At 65.9% G+C, this 17,716-nt stretch carries 14 protein-coding genes and 2 rRNA genes; all 16 read right to left on the reverse strand.

Annotation, left to right across the window (positions count from 1 at the left end; translation table 11 throughout):
• Nucleotides 1–7: 7 nt before the first annotated feature.
• A complete protein-coding gene (scpB, locus tag FND50_RS22595) occupies nt 8–700 on the reverse strand; it encodes an SMC-Scp complex subunit ScpB (protein ID WP_144287182.1) in 693 nt (230 codons plus the stop codon).
• Entirely contained in the window at nt 697–1,569 is an 873-nt protein-coding gene (locus tag FND50_RS22600) for a ScpA family protein (protein ID WP_144287183.1), read from the reverse strand. Before FND50_RS22600 ends, scpB begins: the two co-directional genes overlap by 4 nt.
• On the reverse strand, nt 1,570–2,469 hold the full coding sequence (locus FND50_RS22605; protein ID WP_397492338.1) for a ParA family protein: 900 nt from the start codon (nt 2,467–2,469) through the stop codon (nt 1,570–1,572).
• A 160-nt stretch (nt 2,470–2,629) separates the two neighbouring features.
• Nucleotides 2,630–3,556, reverse strand: a complete 927-nt coding sequence (gene xerD / locus FND50_RS22610; RefSeq protein WP_007295572.1) for a site-specific tyrosine recombinase XerD — start codon at nt 3,554–3,556, stop codon at nt 2,630–2,632.
• Nucleotide 3,557: 1 nt separating this feature from the next.
• A complete protein-coding gene (locus tag FND50_RS22615; protein WP_144287185.1) occupies nt 3,558–4,226 on the reverse strand; it encodes an NUDIX hydrolase in 669 nt (222 codons plus the stop codon).
• 13 nt (nt 4,227–4,239) lie between these two features.
• Entirely contained in the window at nt 4,240–6,018 is a 1,779-nt protein-coding gene (locus tag FND50_RS22620; protein WP_144287186.1) for a CTP synthase, read from the reverse strand.
• Nucleotides 6,019–6,159: 141 nt separating this feature from the next.
• Nucleotides 6,160–7,110, reverse strand: a complete 951-nt coding sequence (locus tag FND50_RS22625) for a copper transporter (protein ID WP_144287187.1) — start codon at nt 7,108–7,110, stop codon at nt 6,160–6,162.
• Nucleotides 7,107–8,291 (reverse strand): putative cytokinetic ring protein SteA, encoded by a 1,185-nt coding sequence (steA, locus tag FND50_RS22630; RefSeq protein ID WP_005243185.1) that lies wholly within the window; start codon nt 8,289–8,291, stop codon nt 7,107–7,109. The genes FND50_RS22625 and steA overlap by 4 nt, the downstream gene beginning before the upstream one ends.
• Before the next feature lie 110 nt (nt 8,292–8,401).
• Complete coding sequence (recN, locus tag FND50_RS22635; protein WP_144287188.1) at nt 8,402–10,174, reverse strand: DNA repair protein RecN; 1,773 nt, start codon at nt 10,172–10,174, stop codon at nt 8,402–8,404.
• Nucleotides 10,175–10,176: 2 nt separating this feature from the next.
• On the reverse strand, nt 10,177–11,139 hold the full coding sequence (locus FND50_RS22640) for an NAD kinase (RefSeq protein WP_005560437.1): 963 nt from the start codon (nt 11,137–11,139) through the stop codon (nt 10,177–10,179).
• Nucleotides 11,136–11,966 (reverse strand): TlyA family RNA methyltransferase, encoded by an 831-nt coding sequence (locus FND50_RS22645; protein WP_144287189.1) that lies wholly within the window; start codon nt 11,964–11,966, stop codon nt 11,136–11,138. The genes FND50_RS22640 and FND50_RS22645 overlap by 4 nt, the downstream gene beginning before the upstream one ends.
• 1 nt (nt 11,967) lies before the next feature.
• Nucleotides 11,968–12,195 carry a hypothetical protein gene (locus tag FND50_RS22650; protein WP_144287190.1) on the reverse strand — a complete coding sequence of 76 codons (228 nt, stop codon included), beginning with the start codon at nt 12,193–12,195 and terminating at the stop codon, nt 11,968–11,970.
• 77 nt (nt 12,196–12,272) lie between these two features.
• Nucleotides 12,273–13,268: an HAD-IIA family hydrolase gene (locus tag FND50_RS22655; protein WP_144287191.1), complete on the reverse strand. Its 996-nt coding sequence runs from the start codon at nt 13,266–13,268 to the stop codon at nt 12,273–12,275.
• A complete protein-coding gene (locus tag FND50_RS22660) occupies nt 13,265–14,209 on the reverse strand; it encodes a M48 family metallopeptidase (protein ID WP_144287192.1) in 945 nt (314 codons plus the stop codon). The genes FND50_RS22655 and FND50_RS22660 overlap by 4 nt, the downstream gene beginning before the upstream one ends.
• A gap of 60 nt (nt 14,210–14,269) precedes the next feature.
• Nucleotides 14,270–14,386, reverse strand: a 5S ribosomal RNA gene (rrf, locus tag FND50_RS22665).
• Nucleotides 14,387–14,517: 131 nt separating this feature from the next.
• A 23S ribosomal RNA gene (locus FND50_RS22670) occupies nt 14,518–17,651 on the reverse strand.
• Between the last annotated feature and the right edge of the window lie 65 nt (nt 17,652–17,716).

Raw genomic sequence — 17,716 nt, forward strand, 5'->3', positions numbered from 1 at the left:
ATCCCTGTCAGTCTTCGGTGTCCAGCCCGGTGTCCAACTCTTCTGTGGAAGCCGTAGCTTTATTCATTCTCGCAAATCGTGGGTCAGATTCCAGACTGTCACTGATGTCATCTATCAGATCCACGTCCGGCAACAGCGGGGCCAAGGCGGGAAGATCGGCGAGAGACGCCAAGCCGAGCCGTTCCAGGAAGAGCTCCGTCGTCGAATACTGCGTGGCGTTGGTATCGGGATCGACGCCGGCTTCGGCGATCAATCCGCGAGCGAGAAGTGTGCGCACCACACCATCCACGTTGACGCCGCGCACCGCACTGATCCGTGCGCGGGTCAACGGTTGACGGTATGCCACCACGGCCAGAGTTTCCAAAGCCGCCCTCGTCAGTCTGGACCGGGCACCGTCGAGCAGGAGACGTTCCACGTAGGGTGCGTACGCGGTGCGCGTGTAGAGACGCCAACCGTCACCGGCATATCGGAGGTCCATCCCGCTTCCACGGGCGGTGAGCTCGGCGGACATGCGGTTCAGCACGTCGGTGACGCGATTCACAGAAGCGCCGGTCGCGGAGGCGAGCTGTTCGGCTCCGGCGGGAGAGTCGACGATCAGCAGCAGCGACTCGAGTACAGCTTCGAGTTCGGTGTCCGACAGCTCGGGTTCTGCGTCGACGGCGCCCTCGTCGTCCGACTCGTCGAACGGGGCCGAACTCATCCGTAATCCTCCTCGGTCACCGGGGCGTGTGCGCCCTCCCCGGTCCAGCTCACCAGCAATTCCCCGAGCGGCTCCGCCTGTTCGAACAACACCGACTGCTCGCGATACAGCTCGAGCAGCGCGAGGAATCTTGCCACGATCAGGGTGGTCACTTCGCACTCCGAGACCAGGTCGCCGAAGGTCGCCCACTCCCCGGCCCCGCGTTCGCGGAGCAGTTCCAGCATCCGCGCCGCCTGTTCCGGCACCGACACCGCGTGCATGTCGTGCAGATGGTCCAGTCCCACGGTGGGCTTCGGGCGGGGTGTGAACACGGTCGCGGCGATCTCCGCGAACCGCTGCGGGTCGACACCGAGCAGCACTTCCGGCAGCAACTGGGTGAACTGGTCCTCCAGTGCCGCCGACCGCGGGTACCGGCGCAGCGCGGCCGCCTCGAGCTCGCCGAACAGTTGCGCCACCTGCTTGTACGCGCGGTACTGCAGCAGCCGGGCGAACAGCAGGTCGCGCGCCTCGAGGAGCGCGAGGTCCTCGGCGTCCTCCACCTGCCCCGCGGGGAGCAGACGGGCCGCCTTCAGATCAAGCAGCGTCGCCGCGACCACCAGGAATTCGGTGGTCTGATCGAGACCCATCTCCGCGCCCAGCGTGCGGGTGTAGGCGATGAAATCGTCTGTCACCTGGTGCAACGCGACTTCCGTGACGTCCAGCTGTCGCTGGTTGATCAGGGTGAGGAGCAGGTCGAACGGTCCCTCGAAATTCCGCAGCGTCACCCGGAAGCCGGGCTTGACCGCGGGCGCCTGATTCTCGGCGTGCGATACCTGGGTCTGCGAGCCCTCGGTCTGCGGTGGAGCCGAAATGTCTTGCGTATTCACCACTTACCGGCCGGACCGGTGTATGACCTCGCGTGCCAGAGCACGGTACGCCTCGGCGCCGGTCGATTTCGGCGCCCAGGTTGTGATCGGCTCCCCGGCGACCGAGGTCTCCGGGAAGCGCACGGTGCGGTTGATCACGGTGTCGTAGACGAGATCCCCGAACACCTCCACCACACGGGCCATCACCTCACGCGCGTGCAGGGTCCGCGAGTCGAACATCGTGACGACGATGCCGGCGAGTTCGAGCCGCGGGTTGAGCCGGTCGTGAACCTTCTCGACCGTGTCGTTGAGCAGCGCCAGGCCGCGCAGGCTGAAGTACTCGCATTCCATCGGGATGATCACCGAGTCCGCGCAGGCAAGCGCGTTCACCGTGAGCAGACCGAGGGAAGGCTGGCAGTCGATCAGGACGTAGTCGTACCGGTCGAGCACCGGATGCAGCACACGTCCGAGCGTCTGTTCCCGCCCGACCTCGGTGACGAGCTGGATCTCCGCCGCCGACAGGTCGATGTTGCTCGGCAGGAGGTCGAGGCCCTCGACACGTGTCCGCATCAGGACGTCGTCGATCGCGACACGGGGCTCGACGAGCAGATTGTGGACGGTCAGTTCGAGGTCGTGATGGGCGACGCCGAGGCCCGCGGACAGCGCCCCCTGGGGATCGAGGTCGACGAGCAGGACACGGCGGCCGAACTCGGCCAGCGACGCTCCCAGGTTGATCGTCGACGTCGTCTTGCCGACGCCACCCTTCTGGTTGCACATCGCGATGATCTTGGCCGGGCCGTGCGAGGGCAACGGTGCCGGTTCCGGCACCTCGCGCGTCGGCCGCCCCGTGGGGCCGAGCTCTTCCTCCACGACCACGGCAGCGTCCTCGAACAAGGCTGCGGATTCGGTTTGCCGCACGAACATGTCGCCCTCCTGTTGCGAGTGCTCTGACTCCGCCGCTGGCGGCTGCGGTGTCACCACGGTCCGATGATCCCCTGTTCTCTCGATGATCGCTGCCGATCCCACATCGTTATACGAACGCTACCGCCTCGTACCGTGAATTTTCCCCTCGACACGCTTTCCGTCACCTCGCCCGAGGGTGCGCTCCGGCCCACACCTCGCGCAGCGCACCCACTGTCACCAGCGTATATATCTGGGTTGTCGTCACCGAGGCATGTCCCAGCAGCTCCTGGACGACACGGACGTCGGCGCCGCCGTCGAGCAGGTGGGTCGCGAACGAGTGACGGAGTGTGTGCGGTGACACCGCCGACGAGATGCCCGCCGCGTCCGCCGCGGTCTGCAGCACCTTCCACGCACTCTGACGGGACAGCCGTCCGCCGCGGACATTGAGGAACAGCGCGGGTGTTCCGCGTGACGCCAGTGCCGGCCGGCCCCGGATCAGGTAGGCGTCGAGGGATTCGACTGCGGGCCGGCCCACCGGCACCACCCGCTGCTTGCCGCCCTTGCCCCGCAGCAGCACCGACCGGGTCTCGGTGTCGACGTCGTCGACGTCCAGGCCGACGGCTTCGGAGATGCGGGCGCCCGTCGAGTACAGCAACTCGAGCAGCGCGCGGTCGCGGACCGCCCGCGGTCCGTCTGCGGGTCCGCTGCCTCCGACCGCCTCCAGCAGCGCCAGCACCTCGTTGACCGGCAGGGATTTGGGGAGCCGTTTCGCCGGCGACGGCGGCCGCACGTCCCGGGCGACGTCGACGGCGGTCATCCCCTCGGCCGCGGCGAAGCGGTGGAATCCGCGCACCGCGATCAGGGCGCGGGCCGCCGAGCTCGCGGCCAGCGGCGGCAGTTCGCGAGCCGGATCGCCTGTTCGCAGAGCGATCACGAAGTCACTGACATCCTGCTCGCGGATGCGCCCGATGTCGGTGACCTCCCGGTCCGCGAGGAACTGCGTGTACCGCTCGAGGTCGCGGCGATACGAACCGAGGGTGTTGCGCGCAGCTCCGCGCTCGACGGCCAGGTGGTCGAGGTACGAATCCACCTGCCGCGCAATCACCATGTCACGCCCGCGCGGCCTCGTCCCCGGCGGCGCGCGAGCGTTTTCTCTCGCTGAACCTGTCGGGGCGATCGACCCACGGCGCGGTCACGTCGCGGAGTTCGCCGCGGCCGCCCGGCCGGGACCGGGCGGCCGCGAGGGCCATCACACCGGCTACGGCCGTGGCGTTCACGATTGTCCCGTTCAGCACCATCGACACGACCTCGTCGAGTGGAATCCGCTCGATCTCGAGGTCGGCTTCCTCGTCCTCCGGGTCGGGCCGGTCCACGTCGTACAGGTCCTCGGCGAGGAACACGCGCACCGACTCGTCCGTGAATCCGGGCGAGAGAACGACGTCCACGAGAACGGACCAGCGACGGGCTCCGAGTCCGGTCTCCTCCGCCAGCTCGCGCCCGGCGGCGTCGACGGGGTCCTCCTCCGGCTCGTCCAGCAGGCCCGCCGGGATCTCCCACAACCGGCACCCCACCGGGTGCCGGTACTGGTGGATCAGGACGACCCGGTCCTCGTCGTCGAGCACCACGACGGCGACGGCGCCGTGGTGCTCGACGACCTCACGTTCGGCGGTCCGGCCGTCCGGCATCGCGACGTGATCCACCCGCAGGGCGAGGATCGCGCCGCTGTAGACGGCGCGCGAGTCGAGAGTCTCGAATTCGTGCCGGCCGGTGTCGGTCATGGTCGGTCTCGCCCTATCCCGCGCTGTCGACGGACGCGACCTCGTCGCGGTCGGCGGAGTCGGCGAGCTCGTCATCGGTGGCGACGGCGGCGGCCCGCTCCTCGCCGTGCACGTCGACGGGAAGCCGCTCTTCGAGCTTGTGCTTCAACGCCGCGGCGACGAACGCCGCGAACAGCGGGTGCGGGCGCGTCGGACGGCTCTTCAGCTCGGGGTGCGCCTGAGTCGCGACGAAGAACGGGTGCTGGTCGGCCGGGTACTCGACGAACTCGACGAGGTGACCGTCCGGCGAGGTCCCGCTGAACCGGAGTCCGCTCTTCGCGATCCGGTCGCGGTACGCGTTGTTGACCTCGTAGCGGTGACGGTGGCGCTCCGACACCTCTTCGCTGCCGTACGCCCGGGCGACGACGGACCCCTTCGCCAGGACGGCGGGGTACGCGCCGAGGCGCATCGTGCCACCGAGGTCCGCCTCGCCGGCGATGACGTCTTCCTGGTCGGCCATCGTGGAGATCACGGGGTGCGTGGTCTCGGGCTCGAACTCGGCGGAGTTGGCGTCGTCGAGACCCACGCTGCGCGCGGCCTCGATCACGACGCACTGCAGGCCGAGGCACAGTCCGAGCAGCGGGATCTTCCGGTGGCGCGCGTACCTGATCGCGCCGAGCTTGCCCTCGATACCGCGGATTCCGAAGCCACCGGGAATCAGCACGCCGTCGACGTCGCCCAGGGCGGCCTGCGCGCCCGCCTCCGTCTCACACGCGTCGGACGGCACCCAGGAGATTTCCACCTTCGAGCGGTTCGCGAACCCACCGGCACGCAGCGCCTCGGTGACGGACAGGTAGGCGTCCGGCAGGTCGACGTATTTTCCGACGAGGGCGATCCGCACGGTCTCGCGCGGCTGGTGGACGCGCTCGAGCAGGTTGCCCCACACGGTCCAGTCCACGTCGCGGAACGGCAGACCCAGCTGACGCACCACGTACGCGTCGAGGCCCTCGCTGTGCAGCACCTTCGGGATGTCGTAGATCGAGGGCGCGTCGGGGGTCGAGATGCAGCCGTCGACGTCGACGTCGCACATGAGCGCGATCTTGTTCTTCAGCGCCGGGGGAACCTCGCGGTCGCAGCGCAGGATCAGCGCGTCGGGCTGGATACCGATGTTCCGCAGGGCCGCGACCGAGTGCTGGGTGGGCTTCGTCTTGAGCTCGCCCGACGGCGCCAGGTACGGCACCAGGGAGACGTGGAGGAAGAAGACGTTGTCGCGACCGACGTCGTGGCGCACCTGACGGGCGGCCTCGAGGAACGGCTGCGACTCGATGTCACCGACGGTGCCACCGATCTCCGTGATGACGACGTCGGGCCGGTGTCCCTGGAGGTCCGGTCCGCTCATGGCGAGGATCCGGCTCTTGATCTCGTCCGTGATGTGCGGGATGACCTGGACGGTGTCGCCGAGGTATTCGCCGCGCCGCTCCTTGGCGATGACCGTCGAATACACCTGGCCGGTGGTCACATTCGCCTGACCGGACAGGTCACGGTCGAGGAAGCGCTCGTAGTGACCGACGTCGAGGTCGGTCTCGGCGCCGTCCTCGGTGACGAACACCTCACCGTGCTGGAAGGGGTTCATCGTGCCCGGATCGACGTTGAGATACGGATCCAGTTTCTGCATGGTCACGCGCATTCCCCGCGCGGTGAGCAATTGCCCGAGGCTCGAGGCTGTGAGGCCCTTGCCGAGTGAGGAGGCGACGCCGCCGCTCACGAAGATGTGCTTGGTAGCGGTACGCGAATGAGTGCGTGACTGTGGCAAAGGGGCTCCCGTGACGACTGTGCAGGGCTTGGTCTGTTCGAGCAATGCTGGGGCCTGCCGACCCACGGGACTTCACGGTAACACCTTGACGTACGTCCCGGAAACAACGCGCCGCGATTGCCCGCCCCGATGTGACGCGCGCTACGCCGGGATGGCCCCCACGGTGACTCCGGTGATACCGGGCCCGGTGCCGTACCGGCCGGCGCCGCCGTTCAGTTGCTCCTGCAGCGCGAGCGGGACGGTGATCTTGCCCGCTTCCCGGTCGATGTTGTCGATCGTGGTCAGCACCGCGGAGAGGGAGGCATCGGCCCGCGCCACGGCGACCGCACCGTTGCCCTGCGCCGAGGCCGGACGCCCGGCGAGAACCGCCCCGGCACCGCGCGAATCCAACGCGCCTGCGAACCGGGCCACCACGGCACCGCGGTTGCCGCTGACGCCGTCCTCCACGTCGCGATCGCCGGTCAGCACCACCGCGACCTGTGCCGGTTGGACCGCACCGTCGTCGTAGCTGACGAATCCCGCCCCGCGGAGGGTCTCGAGGGCGAGCGCCATCTCCTGCGCGGAACTCTGCGGCTGGCCCGTCTCCTCGCCGAGCATGAGGACCGAGCCCAGCAGGTCACCGGCCAGGCTGCCCTGGTCGACGGCCCCGGTCTTCAGCGTGATACCCGCGGGGATCACGTTGTTGACGACTGTCCGCAGCCGGTCACCGCCCGTGGCATCCACGAACGAATCGGTCAACGACACCCGGCCGGTCACCGATCCACCGGCCTGCGCGATCATGCGGTTGACCCCGTCGAGGTCGGCGGGGTCGGCATCCGGGGTCGTCACGACCATCACGGTGCGTTGCGCGAGAGAGTCGGCCACCACCCGGCCGCCGACCGCGGAATCGAAGCCGTCCGCCGAGTTCAACTGCTCGGTCAGCTGGTTGTTGCGTTCGTTCGCCTTCTCCACGTCGGTCTGCAGGTCGGCCTTGTCGTCGCGCAACCCCGACACGAGGCCGCTCGACAACAGGCCGGAACCCATCACCACGCCGATTGCCAGAGCCAGGAAGATCGCCGCTATGGAAATGGCATGTTGACGCAGAGAAATCACTTGAAGAACCCCTGGACCCACAACGCGAAGCTGTTCCATGTCGCGACGGCCCAGTCCAGTGCCTCACCACCGATGTTCGACACCACCAGGGCGACGATCACCGCGACCAGTGCGGCCAGTACGAGCAGCGCGATCGCGCCGCCCGACACCCGGCTCCGGTACAGGGTCGCCACGGCCTTCGCGTCCACCAGTTTCGGCCCAACCTTCAGGCGGGTCATGAATGCCGACGGGTTGCTGTCGCGGCGGCCGCGGTCGAAGAATTCGTCGAGGGAGACGGTGCTCCCGACCGTGACGATCAGCGACGCACCGTGATGATCGGCCAGCAGCAGCGCCAGGTCGGACGGGGATCCGGAGGCGGGGAACGTCATCGCTCCGATGCCGAGGTCCTGGATCCGTGACAGACCGGGTGCGTGACCGTCCTGGTCGGCGGGAAGAACCACCTCGGCGCCCGACTTGAGCGTCGCGCTCGTGATGTCCTCGGGGTCGCCGACGATGAGATCCGGGCGGTAGCCCGCCGACTTCAGGACGTCGGCGCCTGCCCCGACGCCGATGAGGATCGGCGAGTACTCCTTGATGAACGGCTTGAGGTTCTTCAGGTCGGAGGCGTGGTCCGGGCCGTCGGACACGATCACGACGTGCCGTTCCTTCATGTCGACGTCGACGTCGGGGACTCCGACGCCGTCGATCAGCAGCGGACTCTCGGTGCGGATGAACTCGATGGTGTTGCCGGAGAACGCCTCGAGGTGGTCGACCAGACCGGTCTTCGCCTCGATCATCCGGTCGGAGATCTCCGCCTCGGTCTGTTCGTCGCCCTTGGCGATGCGCCGTTCCCCGGAGTAGACACCTCCCCCGTTCACCCGGACCTTGCTGCCGTCCTTGATGCTCTTGAAGATCTCGGCGCCGGCCGAATCCACCAGGAGGATGCCGTTGGCGACGATCACCTCCGGACCGAGGTTGGGATAACGCCCCGAGATCGAGGGCGATGCGTTGATCACTGCGAGAACGCCGGCCTTCACCAGGGCGTCCGCGGTCCCGCGATCGAGGTCGAGCTCGTCGAGAACGACGATGTCACCGGGTCCGACGCGTCGCAGCAACTTGGCCGTGTTGCGATCCACCCTGGCGATGCCGCTGACCCCAGGCAAAGTTTCGGTGTTACGTGACAGCAGTGCCGGCATCTTCATGAGTTCGATGATGGACCGGAAGCAGGACCGACCTGTGGAGGCGCGCCGAACCGTTTACCACATCAGTCACACCATTACCACGGGTGCGGCTGACGGTCCGCCGGGCTGGTTCAGACGGAACGCTCGGCGTTGGCGGTGGCCAACAGTTCCTCCGCGTGCGCCCGACCGGTCTCGGTGTCGTCGAGTCCGGCGAGCATGCGCGCCAGTTCCACCACCCGTTCGTCGTCGGTGAGTGCGTGCACACCGCTGCTGACGACCCCGTCCGTGTCGTCGACCTTGTCGACCACCAGGTGGGTGTCCGCGAATGCCGCGACCTGCGGCAGGTGCGTCACGACGATGACCTGGTGTGTCCGGGCGAGCCGGGCCAGCCGCCGGCCGATCTCGACCGCGGCCCGACCGCCGACGCCGGCGTCGACCTCGTCGAACACCATCGTCGCGCCCGAATCGGACCCGGCGAGCACGACCTCGAGGGCCAGCATCACGCGCGAGAGTTCACCGCCGGACGCGCTCTTGCTGATGGGCAGCGACTGAGCGCCGCTGTGCGCCGACAGCCGAAATTCCACTTCGTCGACGCCGGACGATCCCGCGTGCAGTTCCGTCCCGTCGATGGTGAGCGGTGCCGTGTCCTGAGGTCCGGCGATCCGGGGGCGGACCGACACCTCGAGAGCGGCCCGGCCCATCGCCAGACCTGCGAGTTCGGAACTGACTGCCTTGGCGAGTTTGGCCGCCGCCTTGACGCGCGCCGCGGTCAGCTTCGACGCGGCCTCCGCGGTGGACGCCGCCGACTCCTCGACCTGCTTCGTCAGCGCCGCCAGAGCATCGGAGGACACGTCGATCTTCTCGAGCCTCGCACGGGCGTTATCTGCCCATTCCAGTACGCCGTCGACATCGGCGGCGTATTTGCGGGTGAGGTTCTTCAGTTCCGCCTGCCGCGACAGCAAGGAGTCCAGTGCCCCCGGATCCGCCGGAAGCCCGGCGAGATACGTGGTCAGGTCGGCGGAGACATCGGTGACCACCGCGATCGCGTCGGCGAGACGCGGTCCGAGCCCGTCGAGTTCGGGGTCGGTCGCCGATTCGATCCGGGCCCGCGCCTCGGACAACAGATCCAGCGCGGGTGCGCCCACACCGTCGCCGTCCATGTCGTCGCCGCCGGCGAGCGCGGCGTGCGCTTCCTCGGCCGCCGAGCGCAGCGAGTCGAGTTCGCTGAGCCTGCGGACCTCCGTCACGATCGACTCGTCCTCACCCGGAGTGGGCGCGATGCCATCGATCTCGTTGAGGGCGAACGTCAGTTGGTCGGCCTCCTGCGCGAGTTCCCGGGTACGGCCGGTGCGTTCGATCAGTTCGGACCGTGCGGTCACCCATTCGTCGCGGTGCTTGCGGTACCGCGCCAGCAGCGGGCCGACTGTCTTGTCCGCGAACCTGTCCAGGGCGGCGCACTGCTGGTCGGGCCGGAGGAGCCGCAGCTGATCGTTCTGACCGTGAACGGTGAGCAGTGGATCGGTGAACTCGGACAGCACGCCCGCCGGAACGCTGCGCCCACCGAGGTGGGCGCGGGACCGTCCGTCGCTGCCGACGGTCCGCACCGCGATGATGGTGCCGTCCTCGTCCCGCTCCGCGCCGGTCGATTCGAGCAGCCGGGAAACGGCACGTTCGACGTGCTCCGAGCCCTCGTCCGTCATGAAACGGCCCTCGACCACGGCACGGGGCGCGCCGAGACGCACCCGGCCGGCGTCCGCTCGCGCACCGCTGAGCAGGTGCAGGCTCGTCACCACCATCGTCTTGCCCGCACCGGTCTCACCGGTGAGCACCGTCAAACCTTCGTGGAATTGCGCCGACGCCTCGGAGATCACACCGAGGTTGTCGATCCTGATCTCTGCCAGCACGTCTAGGGCTTCCTTCCTCGCCACCCGGTGACGGGCAGCTCGAACTTTCGCACCATCCGGTCCGCGAACGGCGCCGAATCCAGTCGTATCCAACGAACGGGTTCCTTGCCACGCACCACTTCGACGCGGGCGCCCGCGGGCAGCTCGAGGGTCCGGCGACCGTCACAGAACACCAGGCCGTCGTGGCTGCCTGCCACCGTCTCGACCGCGATCAGCGAATTCGGACTCGTCACGAGGGGGCGCGCGAACAGCGCGTGCGCATTGCTCGGGACCACCAGCAGGGCCTCCAGTTCCGGCCACACCACGGGCCCGCCGGCCGAGAACGCGTATGCCGTCGACCCGGTCGGGGTGGAGATGAGGACGCCGTCGCAGCCGAAGGCAGACACGGGGCGGCCGTCCACCTCGAGCACCACCTCGAGGACACCGAGCCGGGACCGGTTCTCGATGCTCGCCTCGTTGAGCGCCCAGCCGCGTTCGATGATCTCGTCGTCCACGCGGACCAGCACGTCCAGCGTCATACGGTGTTCGATGCGGTATTCACGACGCACGACCTGGGCGAGCGCCTCGTCGAGGTGCTCGGCCTCCGTTTCCGCGAGGAACCCGATGCGGCCCAGATTGATGCCCAGTACCGGAATGGACGCGGCCTGGGCGAGTTCCGCTGCCCGGAGGAACGTTCCGTCTCCGCCGAGGACGAGCACCATCTCGCAACCGACGGCGGCGTCCGGGCCGGCCTGCACGATGGTGACTTCCAGCCCGGGAACCAGGAATTCGTCGGCCGCCATGCCGTCCATCGGTTCGATGCGGGTGCTGTCGACCTCGTCGACGAGGACGCGCAGTCCGATCCCGGCCCGCTCGAAGATCTTGCCAACGCGCCGCGCCGTCTCCGTGATCTCGGCGCGGCCCGGGTGCGCGACGAGCAGGATCTCCCGCTCGCGTTGCTGGGCGCCGCTGCTTCCCCCGCTCACTGTGGTCCCTCCTGCACCGCGGTGCGGATCAACTCTTCAACCGACTCGACCGGTACATCATCCGTCCCGGGTGTGACATCCGCGCGGAGCCACAGGAAGTATTCGACGTTCCCCGATGGTCCCGGCAGCGGACTGGCCACTGCACCGACGGTACGCAGTCCCAGCGACTCTGCGGTCTTCGCGACGTCCAGTACCGCGCCGACGCGCAGCTCCGGGTCACGCACCACACCACCGGAGCCCACGTGGTCCTTGCCGACCTCGAACTGCGGCTTCACCATCGGAATCAGATCTGCGCCGTCGGCCACGCAGGCGACGAACGCCGGGAGGACGAGCTTCAGGGAGATGAACGAGAGGTCCGCGACCACCAGATCGACCGGGCCGCCGATCTGCTCGGCGTCGATGGATCGCACGTTGGTCCGGTCGACGACGTGGACGCGGTCGTCGGACTGCAGCCGCCACACCAGCTGGCCGTAACCGACGTCCACCGCCACGACTTCTCGCGCGCCGCGGTGAAGCAGCACGTCGGTGAAGCCGCCGGTGGACGCGCCGGCGTCGAGGCAGCGCTTGGCCTCGACCTCGAGTCCGCGGGGGCCGAACGCCTCGAGCGCACCGAGGAGTTTGTGCGCCCCGCGCGATGCCCAGGTCACTTCGTTGTCGACCTCGACCACCCGCAGCGGAGTTCCCGCTTCGATTGCGGTGGCCGGTTTGGTCGCTGCCGCTCCCGAGATCAGTACTCGGCCGGAGGCGATGAGTTCTTGCGCGTGTTCGCGGGACCGGGCCAGTCCCCGCCGAACGAGTTCGGCATCCACCCGTGCTCGACGGGCCACGTCAGATCTTGTCCACGGTGGCAAGCGCCTCCACCAGCACGTCGTGCGCCTTCTCGAGAAGATAGGCTTTGCGCGGGATGACCCCGACGCCGTGCTCGTCGTCAGGATCAGGTTCGACGGCTCCGAGCCGCGACAACAATCCGTCGACCTCCGTGTGAATCTTCTCGGGGTCGACACTCTGAGGAGGCCCAGGTAGATGGGCTCCCGGGCGCGGTATTGGCGTGCTCATCGGGCACAACGCTAGTCCATCGCGTTCCGATACGCATACAGCGAATCGCGTGACGGACAACGCGGGTCTGCCGGGTTTCAGGCACCCCAGCCGGAGACGACCGCACGCACCGTGGGCGTCGTCGACGTGATCCGCGAGAAGTCGGGGAACTTCCAGGCGCCGGCGGTCACAGCCCGCAGGAGCGCAGCCGAATCCACCGGCGCAGCGGATTCGCTTGTCGGTTCGATCACCAGGTCGCTGCCGTCGAACTCGACGGACCACCGGTTGTCCTCGCCGATGAGGGATTCCTCGGCGGGCCGGTTGAGCGCGTCCAGTTCGGACGCCAGGTAGGTGGGCCGTTGCTCCGGGGCGGCGCGCAGCACGTCGACCGCGGTGCTCACTCCGGTGAGCACCAGCAGCGAATCGAGGCCGACGTTGTTGGCGCCTTCGATGTCGGTGTCCAGCCTGTCGCCCACGACGAGCGGACGCACACACTTGCTGCGGCGCATCGCGTCTTCCATCAGCGGCGCGGCCGGTTTACCCGCCACCAGTGGTTCGCGGGACGTCGCCGTGCGGAGCGCTGCGACCATCGATCCGTTGCCGAGGACGAGTCCGCGTTCGGTGGGGAGGGTCGTGTCCAGGTTCGCCGCCACCCAGACCGCGCCGGCCCGGATCGCGAGGGTCGCCTCGGCGAGTATCGCCCAGTCCGTCGTCGGCGAATGTCCTTGGACGACAGCCGCGGGCGCGTCCTCGAACGACCGCACCGGACGCAGTCCGACGTGTCGGATTTCGTCGGCAAGCGCTTCGGTGCCCACGATGAGCACCGGCGAACCGGGGGCGACGTTCTCCGCGAGCAGCCTGGCCGCGGTCTGTGAACTCGTCACCACCGTCGACTCGTCAGCGTCGAAACCGAGTTCCGTGAGGTGTTCCGCGACCTCACCCGGCCTGCGACTGGCGTTGTTGGTCACGTAATAGCAGGACTGCTCCCCGGCCGCCAAAGCCTCTCGCGCACCGGGGATTTCCTGCGGCCCCTGGTACAGGGTGCCGTCGAGGTCGAGCAGCAGTGCGTCGTAACCGTCGCGCAGAGCCGTCACTGATCGTCTCCGGTCAGCTCGGCCACACGCTCCTCCGCGTCGGTGTCACCCTCGAGATCCGCCGCGGCGGAATTGAGGAACCACTTGAGTCCGTCCTCGATGCGACCGGCCGCCACCAAGGCATCCGCGTACGCGTAGAACAGGCGAGCGGCACCGGGACCGGTCCGCGAGGCGTCGAGATCGGGGGTCTGCAGTGTGACCACGGCTTGGTCGAACTGACCGAGGTCCATGCGCGCTCCGGCGACCACGATGCGCAGTTCGGCTGCCTCGTCACCGGACAGCGCAGCAGCTTCGTCGCTCCGCCCGAGTTCGATTGCCCGCTCCGGGCGGCCCAGTCCGCGTTCGCAGTCCGCCATCACCGCGAGCAGTCCGGGACCACCGGCCATGCGACGAGCGGCGCGCAGTTCCGACAGCGCCTCCGCCCATTCGCCGGCGTGATACGCGGTGATACCCGCGGCCTCACGGACGATGGCGATTCGGCCCGCACGCTGGCGTGCGGCGCGGGCGTGCGCGAGCGCAAGTCGCGGATCGTCGTCGACGAGCTTGCCGGCCATCACCAGGTGACGCGCCACCGTGTTCGCATTCGTCTTGTCCAGGCTCAGCAGGTCGCGGCGCACAGCGGGATCGAGGTCGCCGGCCTCGACGTTCTCGGGCAGATCCGGTTCGTCCGGACGGGCCTGCTGCCGCTGCGGACGGTCACCGTCACGTCCGCGAGGCGCGAAGCCGCCCTCGCCACCACGACGGGGTCCGCCACCGCGACGATCGCCACCGGCACCGCCACGGTTGTCGCGCGAATCGCGACGGGGACCACCGGCCGAGCCACCACGACCCGAACCGCCGGCGCCGCCACGATTGCTGCTGGAGGCGCCGCCACGATTGCTGCTGGAGGCGCCGCCTCCGCGGAAGGACCGACGTCCGTCGTCACTCTCCGACACAGTCATTCCTTTCACACAAACCACGAAAGGGGACCCAGAATATTGGGTCCCCTTTCGGTAACGGATGTTCGGCGGTGTCCTACTCTCCCACACCCTGTCGGGTGCAGTACCATCGGCGCTGGAGGGCTTAGCTTCCGGGTTCGGAATGGGACCGGGCGTTTCCCCTCCGCTATGGCCGCCGTAACTCTATGAAACTGTCACACACTCAATTTCTTTTGTTCCCTCAACTCGGTCACCCTGCTGGGTGACCGGTGGGGTTGAAATGAGTATCTGTGTGTTGTTTCAGATACTGCACAGTGGACGCGTAGCTTCTTTGTGGTAAGTCCTCGGCCTATTAGTACCAGTCACCTGCACCAGTTACCTGGCTTCCAGTTCTGGCCTATCAACCCGGTGGTCTGCCGGGGGCCTTACCCCCTCGAGGGGGTGAGAAACCTCATCTTGGAACAGGCTTCCCGCTTAGATGCTTTCAGCGGTTATCCCTTCCGAACGTAGCTAACCAGCGGTGCTCCTGGTGGAACAACTGGCACACCAGAGGTTCGTCCGTCCCGGTCCTCTCGTACTAGGGACAGCCTTCCTCAAGTTTCTAACGCGCGCGGCGGATAGAGACCGAACTGTCTCACGACGTTCTAAACCCAGCTCGCGTGCCGCTTTAATGGGCGAACAGCCCAACCCTTGGGACCTACTCCAGCCCCAGGATGCGACGAGCCGACATCGAGGTGCCAAACCATCCCGTCGATATGGACTCTTGGGGAAGATCAGCCTGTTATCCCCGGGGTACCTTTTATCCGTTGAGCGACACCGCTTCCACTTGCCGGTGCCGGATCACTAGTCCCGACTTTCGTCCCTGCTCGACCTGTCAGTCTCACAGTCAAGCTCCCTTGTGCACTTGCACTCGACACCTGATTGCCAACCAGGCTGAGGGAACCTTTGGGCGCCTCCGTTACATTTTGGGAGGCAACCGCCCCAGTTAAACTACCCACCAGGCACTGTCCCTGAACCAGATCATGGTCCGAGGTTAGAGGTCCAATACGATCAGAGTGGTATTTCAACAACGACTCCACACTCACTGGCGTGAGCGCTTCACAGTCTCCCACCTATCCTACACAAACCGAACCGAACACCAATACCAAGCTGTAGTGAAGGTCCCGGGGTCTTTTCGTCCTGCCGCGCGTAACGAGCATCTTTACTCGTAATGCAATTTCGCCGAGTCTATGGTTGAGACAGCTGAGAAGTCGTTACGCCATTCGTGCAGGTCGGAACTTACCCGACAAGGAATTTCGCTACCTTAGGATGGTTATAGTTACCACCGCCGTTTACTGGGGCTTAAATTCTCAGCTTCGCCATTGCTGGCTAACCGGTCCTCTTAACCTTCCAGCACCGGGCAGGCGTCAGTCCGTATACATCGTCTTACGACTTCGCACGGACCTGTGTTTTTAGTAAACAGTCGCTTCTCACTGGTCTCTGCGGCCCCACCCAGCTCACACTGCAAGAGTGATCACCGGACGAGGCCCCCCTTCTCCCGAAGTTACGGGGGCATTTTGCCGAGTTCCTTAACCATAGTTATCTCGATCGCCTTAGTATTCTCTACCTGACCACCTGTGTCGGTTTGGGGTACGGGCCGTGTGAAAGCTCGCTAGAGGCTTTTCTCGGCAGCATAGGATCACTGAATTCGCCTCATTCGGCTATGCGTCACCTCTCAGGCTGTGTGAATGGCGGATTTGCCTACCATTCGCCCTACAGGCTTACACCAGTATTACCACTGACTGGCTCAGCTACCTTCCTGCGTCACCCCATCGCTTGGCTACTACCAGATCAGGTCCCATGCATCCACATCCAGGGCCCCCGAAGGGGCGTAAGGACGCTTCAGGATGGTTAGTATCACTGATTCACCAGGGGCGCGTTCACACGGGTACGGGAATATCAACCCGTTGTCCATCGGCTACGCCTGTCGGCCTCGTCTTAGGTCCCGACTCACCCTGGGCGGATTAACCTGGCCCAGGAACCCTTGGTCATTCGGCGGACGAGTTTCTCACTCGTCTTTCGCTACTCATGCCTGCATTCTCACTCGTGTGGCCTCCACGGCTGGGTCACCCCGCCGCTTCCATGGCCACACGACGCTCCCCTACCCATCCACACCACTGCCCAAGACTCCGCAGAATCAAGGGGGTGCATTGTGTGAATGCCGCAGCTTCGGTGGTGTACTTGAGCCCCGCTACATTGTCGGCGCAGGATCACTTGACCAGTGAGCTATTACGCACTCTTTCAAGGGTGGCTGCTTCTAAGCCAACCTCCTGGTTGTCTTCGCGACCCCACATCCTTTTCCACTTAGTACACGCTTAGGGACCTTAGCTGGCGATCTGGGCTGTTTCCCTCTCGACTACGAACCTTATCGCCCGCAGTCTCACTGCCGCGCTCTCACTCACCGGCATTCGGAGTTTGGCTGATTTCGGTAAGCTTGTGGGCCCCCTAGACCATCCAGTAGCTCTACCTCCGGTGAGAAACACGCGACGCTGCACCTAAATGCATTTCGGGGAGAACCAGCTATCACGGAGTTTGATTGGCCTTTCACCCCTACCCACAGCTCATCCCCTCAGTTTTCAACCTAAGTGGGTTCGGTCCTCCACGACGTCTTACCGTCGCTTCAACCTGGCCATGGGTAGATCACTCCGCTTCGGGTCTAGAACATGCCACTACGGACGCCCTATTCGGACTCGCTTTCGCTACGGCTACCCCACACGGGTTAACCTCGCGACATGCCACTAACTCGCAGGCTCATTCTTCAAAAGGCACGCCATCACCCCCAGCAGCAAGCTGCTCGAAGGCTTTGACGGATTGTAAGCGCACGGTTTCAGGTACTATTTCACTCCCCTCCCGGGGTACTTTTCACCTTTCCCTCACGGTACTAGTCCGCTATCGGTCACCAGGGAGTATTCAGGCTTATCGGGTGGTCCCGACAGATTCACACCAGATTTCACGGGCCCGGTGCTACTTGGGTTTCCATCACGACAGTCATCATGTTTTCGTGTACGGGATTCTCACCCTCTACGACAGGCCGTTCCAGACCACTTCCACTAACACAATGATTTCTTACTGTCGGCCAACACGGCAGCATTGACAAGATGAACCCCACAACCCCACGAATGCAACACCTGCCGGCTATCACACATCCATGGTTTAGCCTCTTCCGCTTTCGCTCGCCACTACTCACGGAATCACTATTGTTTTCTCTTCCTGTGGGTACTGAGATGTTTCACTTCCCCACGTTCCCTCCACACACCCTATATATTCAGGTGCGGGTAACACGACATCACTCGTGCTGGGTTTCCCCATTCGGACATCCTCGGATCTCAGCTCGGTTGACAGCTCCCCGAGGCTTATCGCAGCCTCCTACGTCCTTCATCGGCTCCTGGTGCCAAGGCATCCACCGTACGCTCTTCATTACTTACAACAAAGATGCTCGCGTCCACTGTGCAGTTCTCAAACAACACACCCCGCTCGAACTCCCATCAGCAC

This window comes from Rhodococcus sp. WB9, from assembly GCF_007558985.1.
In the GTDB taxonomy this organism is placed as follows: domain Bacteria; phylum Actinomycetota; class Actinomycetes; order Mycobacteriales; family Mycobacteriaceae; genus Rhodococcus_F; species Rhodococcus_F opacus.

Coding starts and splice junctions, on each gene's coding strand:
- steA (WP_005243185.1), bottom strand. CDS start 8,291: ATGAAGATGCCGGCACTGCTGTCACGTAACACCGAAACTTTGCCTGGG.
- FND50_RS22660 (WP_144287192.1), bottom strand. CDS start 14,209: ATGACTGTGTCGGAGAGTGACGACGGACGTCGGTCCTTCCGCGGAGGC.
- FND50_RS22650 (WP_144287190.1), bottom strand. CDS start 12,195: ATGAGCACGCCAATACCGCGCCCGGGAGCCCATCTACCTGGGCCTCCT.
- FND50_RS22615 (WP_144287185.1), bottom strand. CDS start 4,226: ATGACCGACACCGGCCGGCACGAATTCGAGACTCTCGACTCGCGCGCC.
- scpB (WP_144287182.1), bottom strand. CDS start 700: ATGAGTTCGGCCCCGTTCGACGAGTCGGACGACGAGGGCGCCGTCGAC.
- xerD (WP_007295572.1), bottom strand. CDS start 3,556: ATGGTGATTGCGCGGCAGGTGGATTCGTACCTCGACCACCTGGCCGTC.
- FND50_RS22605 (WP_397492338.1), bottom strand. CDS start 2,469: ATGTTCGTGCGGCAAACCGAATCCGCAGCCTTGTTCGAGGACGCTGCC.